Annotated in this window: 16 protein-coding genes; 9 read left to right on the top strand and 7 right to left on the bottom strand. The window is 68.1% G+C overall.

The genetic code is table 11. From position 1 onward, the window contains the following. Window positions 1-3 precede the first annotated feature (3 nt). The gene (rfbD, locus tag JWN03_RS19505; RefSeq protein ID WP_441343023.1) at window positions 4-921 is read right to left on the bottom strand and encodes a dTDP-4-dehydrorhamnose reductase; all 918 of its coding nucleotides are present in this window, start codon (window positions 919-921) and stop codon (window positions 4-6) included. Window positions 922-1069: 148 nt separating this feature from the next. Between rfbD and JWN03_RS19500 the strand changes: the two genes are divergently transcribed. From JWN03_RS19500 to JWN03_RS19490, 3 genes are all read left to right on the top strand, one after another. Beyond that, complete coding sequence (locus tag JWN03_RS19500; protein ID WP_441343022.1) at window positions 1070-2632, top strand: LCP family protein; 1563 nt, start codon at window positions 1070-1072, stop codon at window positions 2630-2632. Next, window positions 2620-3333, top strand: coding sequence for a TIGR03089 family protein (locus JWN03_RS19495; protein WP_297616734.1), 714 nt, complete (start codon window positions 2620-2622; stop codon window positions 3331-3333). Before JWN03_RS19500 ends, JWN03_RS19495 begins: the two co-directional genes overlap by 13 nt. A gap of 219 nt (window positions 3334-3552) precedes the next feature. Further along, window positions 3553-4848: a cytochrome P450 gene (locus JWN03_RS19490; RefSeq protein WP_297616828.1), complete on the top strand. Its 1296-nt coding sequence runs from the start codon at window positions 3553-3555 to the stop codon at window positions 4846-4848. Between the two features lie 111 nt (window positions 4849-4959). Here JWN03_RS19490 and JWN03_RS19485 read toward each other — a convergent pair whose 3' ends face one another. After that, window positions 4960-6519 carry a carboxylesterase/lipase family protein gene (locus JWN03_RS19485; RefSeq protein WP_441343021.1) on the bottom strand — a complete coding sequence of 520 codons (1560 nt, stop codon included), beginning with the start codon at window positions 6517-6519 and terminating at the stop codon, window positions 4960-4962. A 115-nt stretch (window positions 6520-6634) separates the two neighbouring features. Between JWN03_RS19485 and JWN03_RS19480 the strand changes: the two genes are divergently transcribed. After that, window positions 6635-6853, top strand: a complete 219-nt coding sequence (locus JWN03_RS19480) for an FmdB family zinc ribbon protein (protein WP_297616731.1) — start codon at window positions 6635-6637, stop codon at window positions 6851-6853. Between the two features lie 15 nt (window positions 6854-6868). Here JWN03_RS19480 and JWN03_RS19475 read toward each other — a convergent pair whose 3' ends face one another. Further along, window positions 6869-7144, bottom strand: a complete 276-nt coding sequence (locus tag JWN03_RS19475; RefSeq protein ID WP_297616728.1) for a SelT/SelW/SelH family protein — start codon at window positions 7142-7144, stop codon at window positions 6869-6871. Window positions 7145-7340: 196 nt separating this feature from the next. Between JWN03_RS19475 and JWN03_RS19470 the strand changes: the two genes are divergently transcribed. From JWN03_RS19470 to JWN03_RS19450, 5 genes are all read left to right on the top strand, one after another. Then, on the top strand, window positions 7341-10475 hold the full coding sequence (locus JWN03_RS19470) for an SWIM zinc finger family protein (RefSeq protein WP_297616725.1): 3135 nt from the start codon (window positions 7341-7343) through the stop codon (window positions 10473-10475). Beyond that, window positions 10472-11569: an ATP-binding protein gene (locus JWN03_RS19465; RefSeq protein WP_297616722.1), complete on the top strand. Its 1098-nt coding sequence runs from the start codon at window positions 10472-10474 to the stop codon at window positions 11567-11569. The genes JWN03_RS19470 and JWN03_RS19465 overlap by 4 nt, the downstream gene beginning before the upstream one ends. Further along, on the top strand, window positions 11569-13770 hold the full coding sequence (locus tag JWN03_RS19460) for a DUF5682 family protein (protein ID WP_297616718.1): 2202 nt from the start codon (window positions 11569-11571) through the stop codon (window positions 13768-13770). Before JWN03_RS19465 ends, JWN03_RS19460 begins: the two co-directional genes overlap by 1 nt. 229 nt (window positions 13771-13999) lie before the next feature. After that, window positions 14000-15166, top strand: a complete 1167-nt coding sequence (locus JWN03_RS19455; RefSeq protein WP_297616716.1) for a VWA domain-containing protein — start codon at window positions 14000-14002, stop codon at window positions 15164-15166. A gap of 196 nt (window positions 15167-15362) precedes the next feature. Further along, window positions 15363-16688 carry a serine/threonine-protein kinase gene (locus tag JWN03_RS19450; RefSeq protein WP_297616713.1) on the top strand — a complete coding sequence of 442 codons (1326 nt, stop codon included), beginning with the start codon at window positions 15363-15365 and terminating at the stop codon, window positions 16686-16688. 80 nt (window positions 16689-16768) lie between these two features. Here JWN03_RS19450 and JWN03_RS19445 read toward each other — a convergent pair whose 3' ends face one another. From JWN03_RS19445 to JWN03_RS19430, 4 genes are all read right to left on the bottom strand, one after another. Further along, window positions 16769-19279, bottom strand: a complete 2511-nt coding sequence (locus JWN03_RS19445) for an ABC transporter permease (RefSeq protein WP_297616710.1) — start codon at window positions 19277-19279, stop codon at window positions 16769-16771. A gap of 14 nt (window positions 19280-19293) precedes the next feature. After that, entirely contained in the window at window positions 19294-20067 is a 774-nt protein-coding gene (locus JWN03_RS19440; protein WP_297616707.1) for an ABC transporter ATP-binding protein, read from the bottom strand. Window positions 20068-20165: 98 nt separating this feature from the next. Then, window positions 20166-21602 carry a serine/threonine-protein kinase gene (locus JWN03_RS19435; protein WP_297616704.1) on the bottom strand — a complete coding sequence of 479 codons (1437 nt, stop codon included), beginning with the start codon at window positions 21600-21602 and terminating at the stop codon, window positions 20166-20168. A 206-nt stretch (window positions 21603-21808) separates the two neighbouring features. Then, complete coding sequence (locus tag JWN03_RS19430; RefSeq protein ID WP_297616701.1) at window positions 21809-23764, bottom strand: serine/threonine-protein kinase; 1956 nt, start codon at window positions 23762-23764, stop codon at window positions 21809-21811. Between the last annotated feature and the right edge of the window lie 110 nt (window positions 23765-23874).

Raw genomic sequence — 23874 nt, 5'->3', positions numbered from 1 at the left:
AGCCTAGTCGGAGATGGAAGCGAGTGCGTCGTTCAGCGCCTGCTGCCACTCCCGCAGGGGGCTGAGCCCGGCCGATATCCACGATTTGCCCGAAAGAACCGAATATGCCGGGCGCGGAGCGGGTCTCGGGAAATCCACCGTGCCGCAGGGCAGTACACGCTCCGGATCGGCGCCGACGCCGGCGAATACGGCCTGCGCCAGATCGAACCAACTGGCTTGTCCGGCATTGGTGGCGTGCAGAATTCGCGGAATCTCGCGCCGCCCCGCGGAATCCGAGGAGTCGGACTGCGTCGAATCCGGCAGCCGCCCAGCCAGCTCCAAGAGCCCCGCGGCCAGATCCGGTGCGTACGTTGGCGATCCGATCTGGTCCGCGACGACCTTGACGGTGTCCCGTTCGCGCTCGAGCCGGCGCATGGTCGCGACGAAGTCGGAGCCCTCACCGGTGTAGACCCAGGCGGTACGGACGATCCGGGCATTCGGGGACAGATCGAGTACGGCCTGCTCACCAGCTAATTTTGAGCGACCGTAAACGGTGGTGGGACCGGCGAGATCGTTCGGCTCGTACGGACGCTCGGCATTGCCCGGAAAAATGTAATCGGTGGAGACGTGCACAAGGTCCGCGCCGATCGCGGCACAGACTGCGGCGAGCACGGCCGGACCACTCGCATTCACCGCGAAAGCCGCCTCGACATCGGTTTCGGCCTGATCCACGGCAGTGTAGGCAGCGCAGTTCAGCACCACATCACCCGGATTCAGCACGGCGCGAACCGCTTCCAGATCGGTGATGTCGAGGTCACCGCGACCGTAGCCGCGGGCATCGGGCGCCAGGCGCAGCAGTGCCCGGCCCAACTGTCCCCGCGCACCCGTCACCACGAGCCGCGCGGAGACGGGATCCAAGGAGGCGGAAGTCACGGCGGTCAGTGTGGCATGCCGGACACAGTGGTCCTGCACCTCGTTCTCCACCTGCGGTAATGCCCTGCGCACCGGCAATGCGGCACGACTCACTGAGCGTCGGCTACACGGACATGTCCGGCCGCGCGTCTAGCCTGCCTATGGGGGTATTCCAACGATGCCACCCCGATTGCGGGGTGTACTCGGCCGAACACTGGAGAGGAAGCAGGGGTTGCCGGACACCACAAGGGCATCCGCGCCGCTACCTTCGCGCCGCCCCGCGGCGCCGGGGTCGTGGGTGGCGCGGCATCGCGCGAATCCGCTGCGCGCGTTCGCGGCCGCGGCGGCGGTGCTGGTGCTGGTGGTCACCGGGCTGGGCTGGCACAGCGTGGATCAGCTGGTGTCGAGCATCGAGCGGATCAGCGATCTGGGCCTGGGTGGGGGCTCGGACGGCGCGGTCGACATTCTGATGGTCGGCATCGACGCCCGCACCGATGCGCACGGCAATCCGCTCTCCGACGATGAGCGTGCCATGCTGCACGCGGGTGACGAGGTGGGCCTCAATACCGACACCATCGTCTTGATCCGGGTGCCCAACAACGGTCAATCGGCAACGGCCATCTCGATTCCCCGCGATTCCTACGTGGACATTCCGGGGCTGGGCATGGGCAAGATCAACTCCGCGTTCGGCGTGACCAAATTCAACGAGCAGCAGAAGCTGATCGACAAGGGCGTCACCCCGGCCGAGGCGGAGACCCGTTCCACGCTCGCCGGGCGGCAGGCGCTGATCAAGGCGGTCACCAATCTGACCGGTATCACCGTCGACCATTACGCCGAGGTGGGTCTGCTCGGTTTCGTACTGCTCACCGATGCCGTCGGCGGTGTCGATGTCTGCCTGAACAATCCGGTGTACGAGCCGATGTCCGGTGCGGACTTTCCGGCGGGACCGCAGAAACTCAATGGCCCCGAGGCTTTGAGCTTCGTGCGCCAGCGGCACGAACTGCCGCGCGGCGATCTCGACCGCATCGTGCGCCAGCAGGTGTACATGGCACAGCTGGTGCATCAGGTGCTGAGCGCCAAGGTGCTCACCAATCCCGGCCGGCTGAAGGATCTCAGTGATGCGGTGGGCCGCACCATCGTGCTCGACGACGGCTGGGATGTGCTGTCGTTCCTGCACGAGCTGCAGGATCTGTCCGCCGGGCAGGTGAAGTTCGAGACCATTCCGGTCAAGGATCTGAACGGCTGGACCGAGAACGGCGAATCGGTGGTGCGCGTCGATCCGGTCGCGGTGCAGAAGTATGTGGCCAAGACCATCGACGGTGATCCGCAGGAGACGACCGGCGGTGTCGATCCGTCGACCGTCACCGTGGATCTCTACAACGCGAGCGGTACCGGCGGGCTGGCCGGGCAGGTGGGGCAGGCGCTGGCGGGCAAGGGTTTCCACACCGGCACGGTGGACAATTGGGTGGGCGGGCCGATTCAGAGCAGCCGGGTGCTGGCGGGCAGCAGCAGCGATGCGAACGCGCGCGCGGTGGCCTCGGTGCTGGGCGGACTGCCGGTCATCAAGCAGGACGGGATGCCGGAGGGGGCGGTCCGGGTGGTGCTGGCGAGTGACTACGCTGGTCCCGGTTCGGCGACCGGCAGCCAGCTGGACTTCACGGGTACTTCGACCACCATGACGCCGGTCCCGCCAGCTCCACCCATCGATGCCGGTAAGAACGGACCGAAATGCGTGAACTGACCGAGACCCTCACCGAAGCGGTACTCGACCCCATCCTCGCCCGCGATCCCGCGGGCCCGCGCATCACCTATTACGACGACGCCACCGGCGCCCGGATCGAGCTATCGGGGCTGACGCTGACCAACTGGGCGGCCAAGACCGCCAATATGATTCGCGACGAATTCGGCCTCTCCCGCGGTTCGCGGGTGGCGGTGCTGCTGCCCGCGCACTGGCAGACCGCCGCGGTCCTGCTCGGCTGCTGGTGGGCCGGTGTCGAAGTGGTGCTGCACGCGGACCCGGACGCCGAGCTGGCGCTGGTGACCGCCGATCGCATCGACGAGGCGGGCGATATTCCGGAGGTAGCGGCGCTGTCCCTGGACCCGATGGGCCTGCCGGTGCGCGAGCTGCCGATCGGCGTCACCGATTACGCCACCGCGGTGCGGGTGCACGGCGATCAGTTCCGCCCCAGCGGCATCGGCTGTGCGCTGGACGGAATGTCGGTGTCGGAGGTATTCGAAGAGGCGCGCAAGTCGGCCTCCCGCCAGGGCTTCACCGCCGAGGACCGGGTGCTGTCGAGCACTTCGTGGGAAACCCCGGCCGAATTGATCGACGGCCTGGTCGCCGTCCTGGCCTCGGGCGCTTCCCTGGTGCAGGTCGCCCACCCCGACCCCGCCACCCGCGAGCGACGAATCGCCTCGGAAAGAGTCACCGCGCTGCGTTAATCTGCCTCCGCTTCGCTCCGGCGGGTTCGCGGCCTTGTTACCCGGGCCTTCCCTCCTCCGCTTCGCTCCCCCGCTACGTCAGTCCAGACCCGGGCGGGCCGCGAACTTGGGGCGGGGGCTCCTACTGCGGTAGGAGGTGCGGTTCCCCCTTCGGGACCTTTTTCCCCGCAACGGATTTCCGTACGGTGGAATGACCCGACGACAAGGGAGTCAGCGATGATGAGCCCGCGGTACTGGTTTCGATGGGTTGTGGAGCAGGGCACGCCACGGTACGTGATCCGGGTGCGGGCCGGGCGCGGCGATCCGTTCGCGCAATTGGTCGGCAGCGCCGGTGGATTGCGAGACCCGTACCCGTACATCGAGGAGATACGCGAGCGCGGGCGACTGGTGCACAGCCCGATCGCCTGGGCGACCGCCGATTACGAGCTGAGCCGAGCCATCCTGCGTGACAATCGGTTCGGCATCTTCGGCGCGCGGGGCTTCGAGATGCCGTCGGCGGCGCGGCGGCGGATCGATGCGGCGGCGCTGCCGCCGAATCCGGTGGAGCCGCCGTCCATGCTGGTGCTCGATCCGCCGGAGCACACCCGCATGCGCAAATCGGTCTCCGCCGCGTTCACCCCGCGCGCCATCGGCCGATTGCGCGATCGGGTGGAGTCGGTGACCGCCGAACTGCTCGAGGCGCTGCCCGCCGATGGGTCCGCCGATCTGATCGAGAACTACGCCGCGCAGGTGCCGATCGCCATCATCGCCGAAATGCTGGGCTTCCCACGCGAATCCAGCCCGCAGTTCCTGGAGTGGGGTGATGCGGCGAGTCCACTGCTGGACTTCGGTATTTCCTGGCGCACCTGGCAGCGCGCCGCGAAGGCCATGTTCGCCATGGACGGCTATCTGGACAACCACCTCGCCCAATTGCGCCGGGAGCCGGGCGAAGACATCCTGAGCAGTCTGGTCACCGCCGGGAATCTCGACGATCAGGAGCTCAAGGCCACCGCGAGCCTGCTCATGGGCGCGGGCTTCGAGACCACCGTGAATCTCATCGGCAATGGCGTGGTGCAGCTGCTCGCCCATCCGGAGCAGCTGGCGCGGCTGCGCGCGGAACCGGAGCTGTGGCCGCAGGCGGTGGAGGAGGTGCTCCGCTTCGACGCACCGGTGCAGATCACCGCGCGAATCGCCCTGTGCGATATCGAGATCGGCGGCGCCTCGCTGCGCAAGGGCAGCGTGGTCGTCACCTCGCTGGCCGGTGCGAATCGTGATCCGAAGGTGTTCGAGGAGCCCGATCGCTTCGATATCACGCGCCCGAATGCCAAGGAGCACTTGAGTTTTTCCAGCGGCATCCACACTTGCCTGGGCGCGAGCCTGGCGCGCATGGAAGCCACCTATGCGCTGCGCTCGCTCTTCGACCGCTTCCCGGAAATGTCCCTGGCGGGCGCCCCGGAGCGGCGGCCGCTGTACACCCTGCACGGCTACTCGCGCATGCCGGCGAATCTGGGGAAGCGGGCGACTGCCGCGGTCTGAGCCGTAGCGCCGTTCACCCGGATACACTGCACAGCACCGGGATTCACTGCGGCAGGTGGGATCCACTGCGGCGGTGCGGGATCCACTGCGGTAGTGGATCCCGCACCGATCTCAGTAGAAGCCGACCACCTGGTCGCCCCAGACCGAATTACGGTCGCGGTCCGGATCGTCGACGATCCGGTCGACATTGTCGATGACCAGCGTATTGCGCGCCGCCGTCGTATAGGGCGGCCAGTGCTTGGACCCGTCCAGGGCCGCGGGCACACCGTGCGCGCCGAATGCCGTCCAGCGCCGGATCATTCGGCCCGAGACCTCCTGGGCGACCTTGCGGCCGCCGAGCCAGAAGGTCGGATCGTGCTCGAAGGAGCCGAAATTGCCGAATACATAAGGCAATTCGGTGGCATGACCGGCGCCGACCCGGGCCGCCTTCAACATCGGGGTGGCATGGTCGAAGCGGTACACCCAGGTCGGTGAATGCGCGGAGTGCGCCTCCGCCACCCAGCGGGCGGGCATGCGGAAGGCGGCATCGGTCGACATGCTCAGCGCACCGCGCGGGGTGCTGACGGTATAGGCCGAGGCGATCTCGGCGATCCGTTCCGGCGACAGTCCGGGATGCTCCGCGGCCACGCCGAGCAGCATGGCGTTCACCGCTTCGGGCGTGACCGGCATGATGGGCGAGCGGAAGAGGCGGAACATCGAGGCCTCGTCCTTATTGGTGCCGATGATCAATGGCACCCGGTGCGAGCGGCCCTGCTGGAAGCGTTCGGACGGGTAGCCGGGCAGCAGATCGCCGTCCACCACCGGCACCGCAGCCAGGCGGCCCGGCTCCTTGGAGGGCACCTCGTCGAACAGAATGCCGGCCGCGGCGATGATCTGTTCGATGGGCAGGTGCAGCAGTTCGGAGGCCCGCTGCGTGGGCAAATCCAGTAGTTCGAGGTAGCGGCGGGCCACACCGGCGGCCCGGTCCTGACCGAAAACCGTAGTGGCGGGCGGCGATTGGGCAATGGCCCGATGGAACAGCCCGGCCGAGAGCGGTGAGGTGAGCAGCGCGGTCACGCAACCGGCACCGGAGGACTCACCGAAGAGGGTCACGCTGCCCGGATCGCCGCCGAAGGCCGCGATATTGTCGCGCACCCATTCCAGGGCGAGGATCTGATCGCGCAGGCCCAGATTGGTGGTGAACTCTGCGCCTAGCGCGGACAGATCGAGGAAGCCGAGCGCGCCCAGCCGGTAGTTCACGCTGACCACGATCAGATCGCCGGTCTCGGCCAGCCGGAGCCCGTCGTAGATGGCCTGCGCCGCGGTGCCCAGGCAGAACGCGCCGCCGTGCAGCCACACCATGACCGGCCGGGGTTCCTCGCTGGGGGTGGCCGGCGCCCACACATTGAGCCAGAGACAGTCCTCGCCCATGTGCAGTCCGGAATCCACCGGTACGAAGCCCGCGCTCTGCGGTGCGATCTCGCCGAATTCGAGGCAATCGCGCACCCCGTCCCAGCGCTGCGCGGGTTGCGGGGGCCGGAACCGGTTCGGACCGGCCGTGCTCGCGGCGTACGGAACCCCACGCCAGACGTCGATCGAGCCCTGCCGGCGACCACGGACGTCGCCGTATTCGGTGCGGGCGATCGGTTGGGTGCCCTCGTCCGGCAATGTGTCGAATACCTGAGTGCTCACAGGCCCACCTCCTCGTACTCCGTAAATCGAGGGTACTGGGTGCGGCGATACAGGCGGCGACACCCGCGTCGCGCGCGGCGTCGCAGGTCCCGGCCGGGTGGTCTACCCTGAGCGCGTGCCGAGCTATGCGTACCGGTGCCGCAGTTGCGGCGATACCTTCGAGATGTCCCGCCCCATGGCGCAGGCGTCGGATCCCGCCGACTGCCCGCAGGGGCATGCGGACACCGTCAAACTGCTGACCACGTTCGGAACGGTGGGTCGCGGCGGCAGCGCGCCGATCGCACCGGCTATGCCCTCGGGCGGCGGTTGCTGTGGTGGCGGGGGCTGCTGCTGAGTCGGACCGGCTGCACTAGTCGTTCTGGTCCGAGTGGCCCAGCGAGCGATCGGGGGCGACCCGGTCCCGCACCCGCTGCTTGAGCACGGGGATTTCGGGAAAACCGCCGTCCGCCTTGCGATCCCAGATCTGTTCGCCGTCCACAGTGATGCGGAAGACGCCGCCCTCGCCGGGGATCAGCGCCACCTCCGAGAGGTCGGTCGCGAAGGTGGTCAGCAACTCCTGAGCCATCCAGCTCGCGCGTAGTAGCCAGCGGCACTGAGTGCAGTATTCGATCGCGACGCGGGACATACCGGCACCTTACCGCGGGTGGCTCGCAGGGACCTCCGGGCGGCCGTTCATCCGGGCCGAAGTCAGTTTATATACAGCGAATTCCACAGTGCGGTCAGGTTTTTCGTATTCCGTAACAGTCAAGTGCCAGCAAATCTCGTCGTCCTGTACTTGTCGGTGCCCTGCGATAGAAATAGGGAGAACGAACGAAGGGGGCATGATGACCACCGCCTGGACCGCCGAGCAGATCGCGGCGCTGGCTCCGGATGCCGCATCGCTCACCGCCGCACGCAAGCTGCGCGGCAAGTGGAGCGGTGGCGGGCAGCACGACACCGCACTGTGGGGACTGTGCCAGGGCAGCGGCAGCCGCCCGTATCAGACCGTCATCGACACTTCGGGTCCCGCATATAAATGCTCGTGCCCGAGTCGCAAATTCCCGTGCAAACACGCATTGTCACTTTTGCTTTCCTGGGCCGCTGGCGATATCGCCGCTACCGACACCATTGCCGATTTCGCGGCCGAATGGCTGGACGGGCGTGCCGCCCGGGAAGCGAAAAAGTCCGCACCCGAATCGAATTCGCCGCGCACCGGTAATTCCGCCACGGCCGATCAGCGCCGGGCCCGCGTCACCGCCGGCCTCGCCGATCTCGATATCTGGCTGACCGATCAGGTCCGGACCGGCCTGGCGCAGGCCGATCGCTCGCTGACCGCCTTCGAAACCGTCGCGGCCCGCATGGTCGACGCCCAGGCTCCGGGCGTGGCCACCACGCTGCGCCAGCTGCCCCGCGCGGCGGCCCGCTCGGAATGGCCCCAGCTGCTGCTGCGCGAATACGCTCGCCTGCACCTGCTCGCCACCGCGCACCGCCGACTCGAAACCCTCTCCCCCGCACTGCAAGCCAGTGTCCGCACCCATATCGGCTATCCCACTCCGGTGGAGGCGGTCCGCGCCGAACCCGCGCTCCGCGACCACTGGATGGTCGTAGGCCGGCGCACCACCACCGAGGACGGCCTCTACACCCGCCGAGTCTGGTTGCGCGGCCGCGCCTCCGCCCGCTGGGCCCTACTGGTAGACCACCACTACGGCAGCCCCAGCTTCCCCCAGGACACCCCCCTCCCCGGCTTCCAAGTCGAGGCGGACGTCCACTACTACCCCGGCTCCACCCCCCTCCGCGCCCTCTGGGGCGCCCGCCACACCCACCCCGACCCATTCACCACGATCCCGCTTCCCGGCGACACCTGGAATCGCAGCGCCACTTCCGAACTCGGTGCGGAAACAGCACGGGCCGCCGGAAGATCCGACGCGACACCGATCGGCGCCCACGCGACACCGACCCACAGCGCAGGACCGACCGGCACCGCGAACGCCGAGGGAAGCGCCACCGGTCCGGTGGACAACGGCCTCGCGGCCGCCGGTGTAGCAGCCACTACTCCGCAGGCGAAAGCTGTACCCGCAGTGAATGAGTCAGCGCGGCCGGGCGGCATTGCCGCTGCGCTGGAGGAGCAGGCGCGGGCCGTTGGGGCGGATCCGTTCTTGCGGGCGTGGCCGGTGTTGTTGGTGGAGATGGTGCCGGTCCGGGACGAAAGTGGCTGGTATCTGACGGAAGCCGATTCGACGGCGGTGCCGATCGCGGTTGCGGATGGGGAGCCGTGGCGGCTGTTGGGGCTGTCGGGCGGGCATCCGCTGACTGTTGTCGGGGAGTGGACTGCCGACGGGCTGGTGCCGGTCGCGGCACTGTACGGCGGGAATGTGGTGGACATCGGTGTGGCGGAGGGGACCACATACGGTGTGCCGAGCGGGTCGACGCGGTCCGATGCGGGGAGCACGGAACTGGTGTCGGCCGCACTGGTCGGGACGGCTCGGCGGCCGACGAATCGGGCCGGGCTGGCTGCGCCGGTGGCCGCGGCGGCCTTGCGGCTGGCGAGTGATCCGGCAGCCGATCTGCTCGAATCCGCTGCGCTGCAGGATTGTTTCGCACGCGGTGGTGTCAGCACCGGGTCGGTGGAACTGCCTGCGGTCGCGGATGATGACGAGCGCGCTCGGTTGCCGGAGGCGGCTGCGGTCCGGCTCGCGGAACTGCTCGCCGACAATTCGCCGTTCCTGGACGAGTGGCTCGCGATGGTCGGGAAACGAGATTTCCGGGCTCCGGACGCGCTGACGAGCGTGCTGCTCGAGCGTGCGAAAGCGCTTGCGGCACATCGGGAACCGCTGCTGCGGTTGGCCGGGGCGCGGGGACGGTGGCTCGCCGCCCAGCATCCGGGCTGGCGCACGCTGGTGCGAGCAGCGGTGGAAGACGAGTCGGTGTGGTCGCACGGCCGGGCCGCGGAACGGCGAATGTGGCTGGTGCAGTTGCGCCATCGCGATCCGGCGGCCGCGCGGGGGGCGCTCGCCGGTTCCTGGAGCACCGAATCCGGCCCCGGGAAGGTGGAGTTGCTGGCTGCGCTCGCCGACGGGCTCTCGCTCGCGGATGAGGCACTGCTCGAATCGGCGCTGGACGATCGCCGGGCCGAGGTACGCCGCACGGCGGCGGATCTGCTGGGCCGGCTGCCCGATTCGGCTTTCGCACAGCGCATGGCCGAGCGCGCCGGCGCCTGGCTGACTTTCGGGCGGCGACTGCGCCGTCCGGAGCTCACCACCACCGGGCCGGGTGTGCTCGACGACGCCGCCCGCCGCGACGGCATCGGAGATTCCTTCGGCTACACCGCCTATTCCGCCACCGCCTATCGCGCCGACGGCGCACCCGATCTGGCCGCCGAATGGCTGCACCGGGTGGTGGCCGCCACCCCGCTGCGGCATTGGGAGCGGGTCCTCGGCCCGCCCGAACAGGCGGTGCGCACGGCCATGACCGAGACCATGCGCGGCCCCATATTCGCGGGCTGGTCGGATGCCGCACTGGCACAGCGGAATTCGGACTGGGCGCGGGCGCTGTTCGCCTCCTTCGCCGCGCAGGAGGCCGGTGAGTCCGATAGCGAGAAGCTGCGCGAACTCTTCGCCCTGCAACCGCTCGACGATCAGATCCGGCATCTACGCCGACTGGACAGCAGCTGGCTCGCCGAAATCGAATCCCTGCTGCGCGCCATGCGAACACCGTGGCCCAGCCCGATGGCCGAACACGTCCTGCGCCTACTGCTGGACCGCGCACAGCTCTGTGCCGACCGGCCGGGCGCGCCCAGTCTGGTCCCGGGTTCCTACCGCACCCTGTTCCGCGCCGCAGCCGCGCATTTCCCGGTGACCGTCGCCGACATGGTGACCGGTATTGCCCGCAAGTGCGGAGATCCGTACTGGGAGCAGGCCTTCGACCAACTCGCCCACGACCTCATTCAACGTAAGACAATGCTCGAGGAGCTGATGTGAGCACCATTCAGGAGCAGGACGTCCTGCTGCGCCCGCACGCCGAACAGGCCTTCGCCGACGAACTGGCCGCACTGGCCAAATCCGATGATCGCCCGCGCCCGCCCTCCTGGCAGCTGTCGCCATGGGCCGTGGTCACCTATCTGCTGGGCGGCACGCTGTCGGACGGCACCGTGATCAGCCCCAAGTATGTGGGCCCGCGCCGCCTCATGGAGGTCGCGGTCGCCACCCTCGCCACCGATCGGGCGCTGCTGCTGCTCGGTGTACCCGGTACCGCGAAAACCTGGGTGTCCGAACACCTTGCGGCCGCGGTGTCCGGTAGGTCGACGCTGCTGGTGCAGGGCACCTCCGGCACCTCGGAGGAGTCCATCCGCTACGGCTGGAACTATGCGCGCCTGCTGGCGGAAGGTCCGAGCGAGGCCGCGCTGGTGCCCTCGCCGATCATGACCGCCATGCGCGCCGGTTCCATCGCCCGGCTGGAAGAGCTCACCCGCATTCCCTCGGATGTGCAGGACGCGCTCATCACCGTGCTGTCGGAGAAGACGCTCCCGGTGCCGGAGCTGGGCACCGAAGTGCAGGCGGCCAAGGGTTTCAATGTGATCGCCACCGCCAATGACCGCGACCGCGGCGTGAACGAACTGTCCTCGGCGCTGCGGCGACGCTTCAATACCGTGATCCTGCCGCTGCCGGCCGGTGAGGACGAAGAGGTCTCCATCGTCACCCGCCGGGTCCAGCAGCTCGGTGTCGCACTGGAATTGCCCGCCGTGCCGGCCGCCGCCGAGGAGGTGCGGCGGGTGGTGCGGGTCTTCCGCGAGCTGCGCTCCGGTATGACCGCGGACGGCCGCACCAAACTGAAGTCGCCGTCCGGCACGCTCTCCACGGCCGAGGCGATTTCGGTGATCACCAATGGTCTGGCCCTGGCCGCGCACTTCGGTGACGGCGTGCTGCGGCCCTCGGATATCGCGGGCGCGGTGCTGGGCGCGATCATCAAGGATCCGGTCGCCGATTCCGTGGTGTGGACCGAATATCTGGAAGCCGTGGTGCGCCAGCGCCCCGACTGGGCCGACTTCTACCGGGCCTGCCGCGAGGTGAGCTGATGACCACTCTGTCCACCACCCTGGCGGCGGAGACCCGGATCTTCGGCATCCGCCACCATGGCCCCGGTTCGGCGCGCTCACTGCGCCTGGCTCTCGAAAAGTTCTCTCCCGACGCCATTCTCATCGAGGGACCGGCGGATGCCGATCCACTGCTCGGCTATATCGCCGCCGAGGGCATGGAACCCCCGGTGGCCCTGCTCGGCTATCAGCCGGATGAACCCGCCAAGGCCGCGCTGTGGCCCTTCGCGGTGTTCTCCCCGGAGTGGCAGGCCATGCGCTACGGCTCGGAAAACACGGTGCCTGTGGTGGGCTTTTTCGACCTGCCCGCCGCCATGACGCTCGCCCTCGACGACGAGCCCGGCGATCGCAGCGATCCGCTCTCGGAACTCGCCGAGGCCGGCGGTTACGACGATGCCGAGCGCTGGTGGGACGCGATTGTCGAATCCTCCTCGGACGCCGACATTTTCGATGCGGTGAACGAGGCCATGACGGCGCTGCGGGAAACCGCCGATATCGACGAGCACACGCTGCGCCGCGAGGCGCATATGCGGCAGGTCATGCGAAAGGTGCTGAAGGACGGCGCACAGCGACTCGCCATCGTCTGCGGCGCCTGGCACGGTCCGGCCCTGTCCGGCAAGCTCGGCCCGGCAGCCGCGGATGCGCGGATCCTGAAGGGCCTGCCCAGGGGCAAGGCGACGCTGACCTGGGTGCCGTGGACGCATTCGCGCTTGTCGACGGCCTCGGGGTACGGCGCGGGCATTACCTCGCCCGGCTGGTACCACCACCTGTTCACCCAGACCGAGCAGCCGATCGCGCGCTGGCTCACCCGGGTGGCGGGCATGCTGCGCCGGCACGATCTGCCGGTGTCGAGTGCGCACATTATCGAATCGGTCCGGCTGGCAGAGACTCTCGCGACCCTGCGCGGGCGGCCCCTCGCGGGTCTGTCCGAGGTGACCGAGGCGACGCGGGCGGTGCTGTGCGACGGTGACGAGACCCTGCTGCGGCTGGTCAGCACCGAAATGGTGGTCGGTGAGGCGCTCGGCGCGGTACCGGACGGCACGCCGACGGTGCCGCTGGAGGCCGATCTGCGCGCCCAGGTGAAAACCCTGCGCCTGAAGCAGCAGGCCCTGGAGCGCACGGTGGACCTGGACCTGCGCACCGAGAACGGTATGGCGAAATCCCGGCTGCTGCACCGGCTCCGGCTGCTCGGCATCGGATGGGGGCGGCTCACCGACAGCCAGGTACGCAATACCGGCACCTTCCGGGAGACCTGGACCCTGCAGTGGCGGCCGGAACTGGCCATCGCGGTGGTGGAGGCGGCGCGCTGGGGCACCACCCTGCGCATTGCCGCCGAGGCCAAGATCCTCGATGTCGTGGCCGCACCGGATGCCACCGTGGGCACGGTATCGGCGGCGCTGGAGTCGGCACTGCTGGCCGACCTCGGCGGGGCCACAGCAGGGCTCATCACCCGCCTGGAATCGGTTGCGGCACTGGATCACGACGTCACGCATCTGCTGGCGGCGCTTCCGGGCCTGCTGCGCACCCTGCGTTACGGCGATGTGCGCGGCACCGATACCGACGCCCTCACCCGGGTGGCCGACGGCCTGCTGGTGCGCGTGTGCGCCGGTCTGCCCAGCGCCGTGACCGGGCTGGACGGTGACGCCGCCGCCGAGTTGCGCGCCCTCATCGATGCCGTGCATCTGGCGCTTTCCGCCCGCGACAGCGAATGGGCCACCAGCACTTGGCTTTCCGCCCTGCGCACCCTCGCCGACCGCGACGATATCAACGGCTCACTGGTGGGCCGGGCCGTCCGGCTGCTCTGCGACGCCGAACTCATCGACGCCGCCGAATCGGCCCGCCGACTATCGGCCGCGCTCTCGGTGGGCCACAGCGCAATCGGCAAGGCGTCCTGGATCGACGGCTTCCTCGGCGGCCGCGGCCTCCTGCTCGTGCACGACCGAAACATGCTGAGCCTCATCGACACCTGGCTCTGCGCACTGGACGAAGACCAGTTCGTCGCCACCCTCCCCCTGCTGCGCCGCACCTTCGGCGCATTCGATACGGGCGAGCGCCAGGCCATCGGCCAAGCCGTACGCCACGGAGCGCCGACAACCGCGGGCCCAAGCACCACCGAATACAACATCACTCGCGGCGAACTCGCGCTCAGCGCCGCCACTGAAATTCTGGGGGTGGCCGGATGATCCGGCCGAGGAGCAGCACCCCCCGCCCCCGCCCCCGCCATTTCCGCGTGCTTTTGGCGGGAATCCACCGGAATCAACTGAGTCACTGTGGATCCCGGCCAAAAGCACGCCGGGATGACGAGGGAATTCCCGCCGGGGACGGGGGTAGTCCGGCCGAGGGCGGGGGTAGTCCGGCCGGGGACGGGTCGGCCGAGTGCGGGTACATCTTGCGAGATCTGGGAGGAATGCCATGAGCGAGGTCGACGAAATGCAGTCGCGGCGTTGGCGACTGGTGCTGGGCGGTGCTGCCGAGGCCGGGTTGGGTGGACTCGGGGGCGCTGAGGATGTGGCCATGGATAGAGCGCTGGGGGCGCTGTATGACGCTGATGCCCGGGGTGGGGCGAGTGGGCGGCGCAGTGGCGGGCTCGGGGGGTCTGCACCGCAGGTGGCGCGGTGGCTGGGCGATATCCGGCGATATTTCCCGTCGACCGTGGTGGAGGTGATGCAGCGGGATGCGGTGGATCGGTTGAATCTGACCGAATTGCTGTTGGAGCCGGAGCTTTTGGAGGCGGTGGAGCCGGATGTGCATCTGGTCGGCACCCTGCTGAGCCTGAATCGAGTGATGCCCGAGACCACCAAGGCCACCGCCCGCATGGTGGTGGGGAAGGTGGTGCGGGAGATAGAGCGGCGGTTGGCTGCGCAGACGATTGCGGCCGTCGGCGGCGCACTGAATCGAGCGGCACGGGTATCGCGCCCCAAACTGCGGGATATCGACTGGGACCGCACCATTCGCAAGAATCTGGCCAATTACCTGCCGGAGTACCGCACGGTGGTTCCGGAACGCCTGGTCGGCTACGGCCGTAAGGCGCAGGCGGTGCGCCGCGATGTGGTGCTGGCCATCGACCAATCCGGATCCATGGCCTCGAGCGTGGTGTACGCCTCGGTGTTCGGCGCGGTGCTGGCCTCCATGCGCTCGCTGAAGACCTCACTGGTGGTGTTCGACACCGCCGTCGTGGATCTCACCGAGAAGCTGGCCGATCCGGTGGATGTCCTGTTCGGCACCCAGCTCGGCGGCGGCACCGATATCAATCGCGCCATCGCCTACTCGCAATCGCTGATCACCCGCCCCGAGGCCAGCCTCTTCGTCCTGATCTCCGACCTCTACGAGGGCGGCGTCCGCGCCGAAATGCTCCGCCGCATTCGCAGCATGAAGGAGTCAGGCGTCCAGGTCGTAGTCCTGCTGGCCCTCTCCGACGAGGGCGTCCCCTCCTACGACCACGACAACGCCGCCGCCCTGACCGCCCTCGGCGTCCCCGCCTTCGCCTGCACCCCCGACCGCTTTCCCGACCTGCTGGCCGTGGCCCTCGACCGCGGCGACGTACAGGCCTGGGCCCACCTCAACGCGGGCAAGCCGTAACCCCGACCCGCAGACCGAAATCCCCCGAGTTCGCGGCCCGCCCGGTTCTGGACTGAGCGGAGCAATGCCGCGCAGCGGCGAGCGCAGGGAGGGAAGAATCGGGTAGCAGGGCCGCGAACCCGCCGGAGCGAGCGGAGGCAAAACAAACCCAGCTAAGCTACCTGCGGATCTGTCTCGTGGAACGGGGGCTCGTACTTTGCGCACCGGTGATGTATTCGCGGGGTTCGTCGTCGAACGCGAGCTCGGCCGCGGCGGTATGGGGTCGGTGTATCTGGCCCGGCACCCCCGCCTGCCGCGCAAGACCGCGCTGAAGTTGCTGAATCAGGAGATGTTCAGCGACACCGAGATCCGCGCCCGGTTCATTCGGGAGGCGGATCTGGTGGCGCAGCTCGATCATCCGAATATTGTCACGGTCTACGACCGCGGCACCGAGGACGAGCAGCTGTGGATCTCCATGCAATACGTGGACGGTGTGAACGCCTCCACCGTCAAGGCGGGCACGCTGCCGCCGCTGCGCGCCGCGCAGATCATTTCCGAAACCGCCAAGGCCCTCGACTACGCGCACGGGCGGGGCGTCCTGCACCGGGATGTGAAGCCGGCGAATATCCTGCTGGCCCGGTCCTCCAGCAAGGCCGGGGGCGGGGAGCGGGTTTATCTCACCGATTTCGGCATTGCCCGGCTGCGGGACGACACCGGTCATCTGACCCAGACCGGCACGGTGACCGCGACCCTGGCCTACGCCTCCCCCGAGCAGCTGACCGGCGGCGTCATCGACGGCAGTTCCGATCAGTACGCGCTGGCCTGCACGCTGTTCCAATTGCTCACCGGCGTGGTGCCGTTCGAGGGCACCAGCCCGGCCGCGGTGATTCGCGGCCATCTGCAGTTGCCGCCGCCCCCTGCGAGCCCACTACGCACGGAGCTACCCCGGACCATCGACCCGGTGCTCGCGCGGGCGCTGGCCAAGCGCCCGCAGGACCGGTTCCGCTCCTGCGTCGAATTCGCCGCGGCCGTCGAGCACGCCCTGGCCAACCGCCAGGCCGTGCCCCCGCGCCCGCCGACCCCGGCGCATCCGCAGCCGATCGTCGTCGCGCCCAGGCAGCCGACCCCGGCCCGCCCGCAGCCGGTGATTCCGCCGCCGACTCCGTCCACCCCGCGCCCGCAGGTGGGGCAGGTCTCCGGCCCGGCGTATCAGAACCCGGTATCGGGTCCGGCGTATCAGAATCCGGCGCAGACGTCCGGACCGGCGTATCAGAACCCCGTGCAGACATCCGGCCCGGCGTATCAGAATCCGGCGCAAGCCCCGGCATACCAAAATCCGGCGCAGTCCCCCGGGTATCAGAATCCGTCCAGCAGTCCGGCCTTTGCGAACCAGTCGGCGAATTTCTCGTCCGGGCCGCAGCAGCAGCCGACATACTCTGCGCCCGAGAGCAGTTCGTTCCCGGTCGGCTGGATGATCGCGGGTGTCACCGCAATTCTGCTCATCGTCATCGTGGTGGTTGTCACCATCCTGTACTACCGCTGACGCTCCCCGACAATAGGATTCGGCCGGTCACCCCGAGGTGATCGGCCGAATCCTTTGCTAACCAGCAGCTTCCGCCGCGCCTACATATCGGCGATGGCCGCGAGCGGTGGCGTACGCGCCGCACGTATCGCCGGCCACAGCGCCGCGAGCACGCCGACCACCGCGGAGCTCACCATCATGATCACGATCTGCCCCCACGGCACCGCGATCTGCTGCAAGCCGAGATCCCTTAGGGTGCGCAGGAATCCGGCGCCGAGACCGAGCCCGAGCACCACGCCGATCACCGCACCGAAGACCGCTATGAGCATGGATTCCAGATAGATAGTTCGCCGCACCTGTGGTCGCTGCATCCCGACGGCCCGCAGCATGCCGATCTCCCGGCGGCGTTCCACCACCGACAGCGCCAGCGTATTGACGATGCCGAGGATCGCGATCACCACCGCCAGCGCCAGCAGCCCGTACAGGATGGCCAGCATGGTGTTGATCTGCTTACCCTGCGCACCCTTGAAGTCATTGCGGTCCTGCACCTGAACCACGGCCCACTGGTCGACGGCCTTGTTCAGATTGGTCCGCATGACCGTGAGATCCGCACCGGGCTGCGCGGTGATCAATACGATGAAATTGGTGCGGAAGCTGACCGGCATGACCTGGTCGTACAGCGCCATCGGCGCCACCATCGTGCCGAGCAGCTGGGTGTCCTTATAGATGCCGTCGACGACGACCTGGTATTTCTTATTGTCCAGACTGGTCACATCGACGGTCTGACCGACATGCCAATTGCGGTCACCCGCTTCGGTTTCCGACACCATGATGCCGTTGTCGCCGAGCTTGTCGGTGCCCTGTTTCACGTCGTAGCCGAGCACCTTGTCCAGCGGACCCTCGGGCACGGTGCCGAGCAGCTGATCATTGCCGACCTTGAGGGCCACCCCGTGGAACTGCACCACATCCTGCACACCGGGGATCGCCTGCACGGCGGGTCCGGCGGCCAGCGGCACGCCGACGAAGCTGTTCGCCGGTCCCTGCAGGATGAAGTCGGCCTTGACGCCCTTGTCCACCAGCTCGCTGATGCTGGCCTTGGAGGAGGAGCCGAGCATGCCGATGGCAGTCACCAGCATGATCCCCAGTGTGAGCGCGAAGGCGGTGGCCGCGGTGCGGCGCGGATTGCGCAGCGCATTGTTGCGCGCCATCACGCCGACCGGACCGAAGGGCCGCACCAGCACGGCGAGCGCCCGCACCACCGGCTGCGACAGCGCCGGGGAGCCGAGCAGCACCGCGAAAATCAGTGCCAGCGCACCGATTCCGACGGTGAGGGCCGCATTGCCGCCGGCATTGCGCGACCCGAGGTAGACCAGCACCGCACCCGCGACGCCCAGCACCGCACCACTGATGGTGCGCACCCGGCTGGAGTCGGTGGCCGATCCGAGTTCGGCGCGCATGGCCTCCACCGGTGGAATGGTCGCCGCACGGCGCGCCGGAGCGTAGGCGCTGAAAACGGTTACCAGCGTGCCGACGCCGAGCGCCACCAGTACGGTGCGCGGCTGCAGCGACATCGTCCCGGTCGGCAGGCCGAGGTTGAAGGCATTGAGCACTGCGGAGAGCCCGAGGGCCAGCCCCACTCCGGCCGCGAGTCCCAGTGCGCTGCCGAGCAATCCGATGATCAGCGCCTCACCGACCACGGACCGGCCCACCTGCTGCCGGCTCGCGCCGATCGCCCGCAGCAGCGCCAGTTCCCGCAGGCGCTGCGCGACCAGCATGGAGAAGGTGTTGTAGATGATGAAGGTGCCGACGATCAGCGCGATGGCGCCGAAGGCGAGCAGGAAGTAATTGATGAACTTGAGCGCGTCGCCGATCTGCTTCTTCATATCGGCGCGGACCTGATCGCCGTCCTGCACCTTGTAATCGGGGAAGGCCTTGGCGATCTGATCGCGCAGCACATCGGGCTGCACACCGGATTTGGCGGCGATATCGACAAAGGCGACATGCTCACCGTCGGTGAACAACTGCTTGGCCTGAGTGTCTTCGAAGTACAGATTGATGAATCCACCGGTATTGCCCGGCAGGTCGTAGATGCCCGACACCGTGACGTCGATATTGCCCTTCGACGGGACCAGCACCTTGGTCCGATCGCCGACGTGCAGCCCGGCGAGATCGGCGCCGCCCCGGTTGATGGAAATCTCCCCCGCTTTGGCAGGCGGTCCACCGGCGCTGTACTTGTCGGGCGCGGCGACGGACTTGTCCGGCGGCAGGTAGGAGGTGCCGGAAGTCGGTGCGCCGCCGGTCTGTACGGCCTTACCGTTCTCGAGCAGCACTACAGGCCCGTTCACGCCGGGCGCGACCGCGCGCACGTCGTTCATGCCCGCGATCTTGTCGACGGTCTCGTTCGGAATGCCCAGGGACTGCCGCTCTTTCGGGCTCACCCGGACATCGACACCCTTGGCTTGATTGGCGAAGATATCGTCGAACGTGTGCTGCAGGCTGTCGGTGAAAACGAAAGACCCTGCGATGAAGGCGGTTCCGAGCACCACCGACAGCAGGGTGAGCACGAGCCGCACCTTGTGCGCGGCGAGGTTGCGCAAGGCAACCTTGCGCATGGGACTTCCGGACATTAGACCGTCTCCAGGGACTTCATCTTGTCGAGCACGGAATCAGCAGTGGGCGAACGCAATTCGTCGACCACGCGGCCGTCGGCCAGGAAGACCACCCGGTCGGCGTAGGACGCGGCGCGCGGATCGTGCGTCACGATCACCACGGTCTGCCCGAATTCGTCCACGGCCGCGCGCAGAATCGCCAGCACCTCACCGGACGATCTGGAGTCCAGGTTTCCGGTCGGCTCGTCACCGAAGATGATGTCCGGCTTACCCGCCAGCGCCCGCGCGCATGCGACGCGCTGCTGCTGGCCGCCGGAGAGTTCGCTCGGCCGGTGCGTGAGGCGATCGTTCAGGCCGAGCCGCTTGAGCACGGTCGAGAGCCATTCCTCATCGGCCCTGCGGCCCGCGATATCGAGCGGCAGCGTGATGTTCTCCAGCGCCGTGAGCGTCGGCACCAGATTGAAGGCCTGGAAGACGAACCCGATCCGGTCGCGCCGCAGCTGGGTCATGCCCTTGTCGGACAGTTCGGTGAGGTTGGTGTCACCGATGTGCACCGCGCCCGCGGTGGCCTCGTCCAACCCGGCGAGGCAGTGCATGAGGGTGGACTTGCCGGAGCCCGACGGCCCCATGATGGCAGTGAACTCGCCCCTCGCAAATTCGGCCGTTACCCCGTCTAGAGCTCGGACCTGGGTGTCGCCCGAGCCGTAGATCTTCACCAGATCGGTCGCCCGGGCGGCGACCGTGTCAGCGCCCGCGTCGAGGCCGACGGTATCGGAGACATTCGAAGTCATGACGTCCAGTGTGTCGAGGTTCCGCGCCGGACGCCATCCGGGATCGCCCGGAGACCCGCACCCTCATGGATTCCTTAGATCATCCTGAGGGCTGATGATCACCGCATAGGTGCGATCTCACCGGTGGGCACCGGCGCGGAAATGGTCGCGCCGTCCGTCGGGTCATAGGTCTGCTCATCGGTCACGCCGGGCGGGGGCACGTGGTTGGTGATCACCGCGGGCGGCGTCGAGGGAGTCTGCCGGTCGGCGTAGGCGAGGCAACCGGCGACCGCGACCACCGGGACCACCACGATCAAAAGCAGACCCAGCAGACAGCCGCGAAGCTTCGACCGGCGCTTACGCGGTTTGGCCGGTGGCTTCCCGCTGAACACCGTGCGCGCTCCCGGCGGTTTCCCCCCACGCACCGGCCCGCCCGGCGCGGTCAGCCCGCGCGCGGGCGTCACCAAGGCACCGCCGTTCAAAAACTGTCTGGCCGCGGGCTGACCCGTGAACGGAGCGGACATGGCCGCCGTCCGGGGCGGTGTCATCCCGTGCCGAGGCGGCGCGAATTGCCTTGCGGGCGAGCCTGGCACCTCACCGACCTGGGGCGCGCCCGGGCCCGACCAGGCCTGACCGGCCGGTGGCTTGGCCTCGAACCGGCCGCGGCCCGATCCGTTTCCGGCAGGTGCCGCGTTCGGCGGGAGTTGGCGAGTGGGCGCATAACCGGTCGGAGCGGCGAGCGCCTGCTGCGCCGCGACCGCGAACGCGGTGCACGAATCGAAGCGATCCGCGGGTTCTTTGGCCATGGCGCGGGCCATTACCGCGTCGAGGGCCTGGGGTAGCCCCGGGCGTAGCAGGCTGACCGGGGGCGGCGGCTGATTGAGATGCCCCTGCATGATGGCGACCGGATGTTCGGCGGCGAACGGAATATCGCCGGTGAGCAGGCGAAACAGGGTGCACGCCAGAGAGTATTGGTCGCAGCGGTGATCGAGTGGTTTGCCGATCAGCTGTTCCGGGGCCGCATACGCGAGCGTGGCTGTGAAGGAACCGGTCTGGGTGAGTCTGGTGGAATCCTCGCGCAGGCGGGCAATGCCGAAGTCCGCCAGGAAGACCCGCTCCTCGCCCTCATCGCGTTCCAGCAGGATATTGGCGGGCTTCACATCCCGGTGCAGCACACCCTTGCGGTGCGCGAAATCCAATGCCTTCGCGGTATCGGCAATAATCCGGATCGCCTGCTGCGGCGGCAATTCCGTCGCGTTCAGCGAGGACGCGTCCACACCGTCGATATAGCGCATGGAGATCCACAGCCGATCGCCCTCGATACCGCGATCGTAGATCGGCACGATATGCGGATGTTCGAGGCGCGCGATCAGATCGGCCTCGCGCTCGAAACGAGCGCGAACCTCGTTGTCGCCGAACAACTCCCGGTTCAGCAGCTTCAGCGCAGTTCGCCGGGGCAGTCGCGGATGCTGAGCCAGATACACCGACCCCATTCCCCCACGACCGAGCTCACGTTCGATCAGGTAACCCGCAAACGTCTCTCCGCTGCGCAGCACAGTGTTATTTTGCCTTCGCTTCGCTACGGCGGGTTCGCGGCCCCCTTGGTCTCGTTCTTCCCTCCCTCCGCTCCTCCAAGGCGCAGGCCTATGGAGCCGTTCGCTCCCCCGCTCCACTCGGTCCAGAACGAGACGGGCCACGAACCAGCCTGTAATGGGACGAGCCGCGAGCTCGCCATCAGAGCCGAAAGTTGGCGAAGTCGACCCTAGTTCAAAGGTGCGGAGCGCCACCAGGTGAGGACGGCGTCGAGGGTGCCCGCCACACCGTCGGTGTACATGAGGTACTGGGTGCGGTTGTTGTCACCGGTGAAGACGGTGACCATACGCGGCCGGGAGCCGGTGAACTGGTAGTTGGTGTAGGTCTTGCCACCGCTGGAATCGGTGGACTTCTTATCCGGCGAGAGGCCGCTGACCACCGATTGCACCTTGTCCGCCGACGAGTAGGCGTAGATCCGGTAGAACGGATCGTCATTGTTCCCGCCGCCGAAGCAACGCCACTGCGCCGCCCAATCACCGAAATCGGGTTCGCCATCGGACTTGTCCGGCGGACTCTTCGGATCGGCCACCCAGCAGCTCGCACCGTTGTAGCCGGTATCGCCGGTGGCGGTGGCCGGGACCAGATGCGAGAACTGGGCGCTGATCCCGGCCACATCGACCGGTTTACCGGAAGAGCCGCCGGAGGACGCGGAGGTGGGGGCCGCGGAGGCGGACGCGTAAGCGGAGGTCGCCGGCGCTTTGGCGGTGGTCGTCGTGCCACCGGCCTTATTGCTGCCGCCGCTGAGTGCGACCAGCACCACGACGGCGGCGATGGCGAGCACCACAACGCCGATGATCGCGCCGATGATCAGCCCGGTATTGGACTTCTTCGGCGGCTGCGACTGCGGCGAACCGACCGGAGGTCGCATATTCGGTGGCGGGCCGTGCGGAACCTGCCCCGGCGGATTGGCATAGCCGCCGGACTGATTGGCGTAACCACCGGACTGATTGGGGTAGCCGCCGGACTGATTCGGGTAGTTGTACGTCGGCGGGGCGGTGTACTGATTTGTCGGCCGGGCGCCGGAATTGAACAATTGCTGCGGCGGCGGTGTGGCCGTATTCACCTGTGCCGAATACTGATTCGGCGTCACCGTCGGCGCCGATCCGGAGATATTCGGCCGCCCGCCCGTCTGCGTCGGGCTACCCGCGGGCTGCATATGCCCGCCCGAAGTCTGCGTGGGCGCGCCGTTCATGAACCCACCGGTCGGCTGCGCGATCGTCGGGCTCGCGCCCATGACGGGCTGCGGCGGCGCGGTACGCGGATTCACCAGCGGCATGGCCGGCGCGCTGGGCGCGACCAGCGCGCGGCGGGCGGCCGCGGCGAAATCGGCGCAGCTGGGGAAGCGGTCCTCCGGGCGCTTGGCCATGGCCTTGGCCATCACCAGGTCCAGCGAGTGCGGCAGACCGGGCCGCAGGCCGCTCAGCGGCGGCGGGGGCTGCTGCAAATGCCCCTGGATGACTGCGGCCGGATTGGTCGCCGAGAACGGGCCGGATCCGGTGAGCAGCCAGAACAGGGTGCAGGCCAGCGAATACTGGTCGGAAGTGCCGTCCAGCGGGGAACCGGTGAGCTGTTCCGGGGAGGCGTAGGCCAGGGTCGCGGTGAAAGTGCCGGTCTGGGTGAGGTTCTGGCCGTGGTCGTCGCGCAGGCGCGCGATGCCGAAGTCGGTGAGGTAGACCCGCTCACCCTTACCGCCGGTGGACCGCGCCAGCAGAATGTTCGCCGGCTTCACATCGCGGTGCAGCACCTCGTTGCGGTGCGCGTAGTCCAGCGCGTCCCCGGTCTCGGCGACGATCTGCACCGCCCGCTCCGGCGGCAGCGTCTGCGGATTCACGCCGGAGGCATCCACACCGTCGACGTACTGCATGGAGATCCACAGCTGGCCCTCTTCGAGCCCGCGGTCGTAGACGGTGACGATATTGTGGTGATCGAGCTGGGCGACCAGATCGGCCTCGCGCTCGAAACGCGCGCGAACCTCCTTGTCGAACACCATTTCCCGGTTCAGCAGCTTGAGCGCCGTCAGCCGGGGCAGGCGGGGATGCTTGGCCAGATAAACCGAGCCCATTCCCCCGCGCCCCAGCTGCCGCTCGATAATGTAGCCCGCGAAGACGTCCCCGTTGGACAGCATGATCCGCTCCCACTTCCTACCTCACCCGCCGGGACCCACCAGCGCGCGACGTACCGCAATCGATCGGCATGATCGTGCTCGGGCCGATCCGGAAATCACCGAAACCATAG

Origin of the sequence: Nocardia sp., assembly GCF_025465275.1 — a bacterium.
In the GTDB taxonomy this organism is placed as follows: Bacteria; Actinomycetota; Actinomycetes; order Mycobacteriales; family Mycobacteriaceae; genus Nocardia.
Note: the sequence above shows the minus strand (reverse complement) of the source record. Positions and strands in the feature narration are given on the sequence as shown.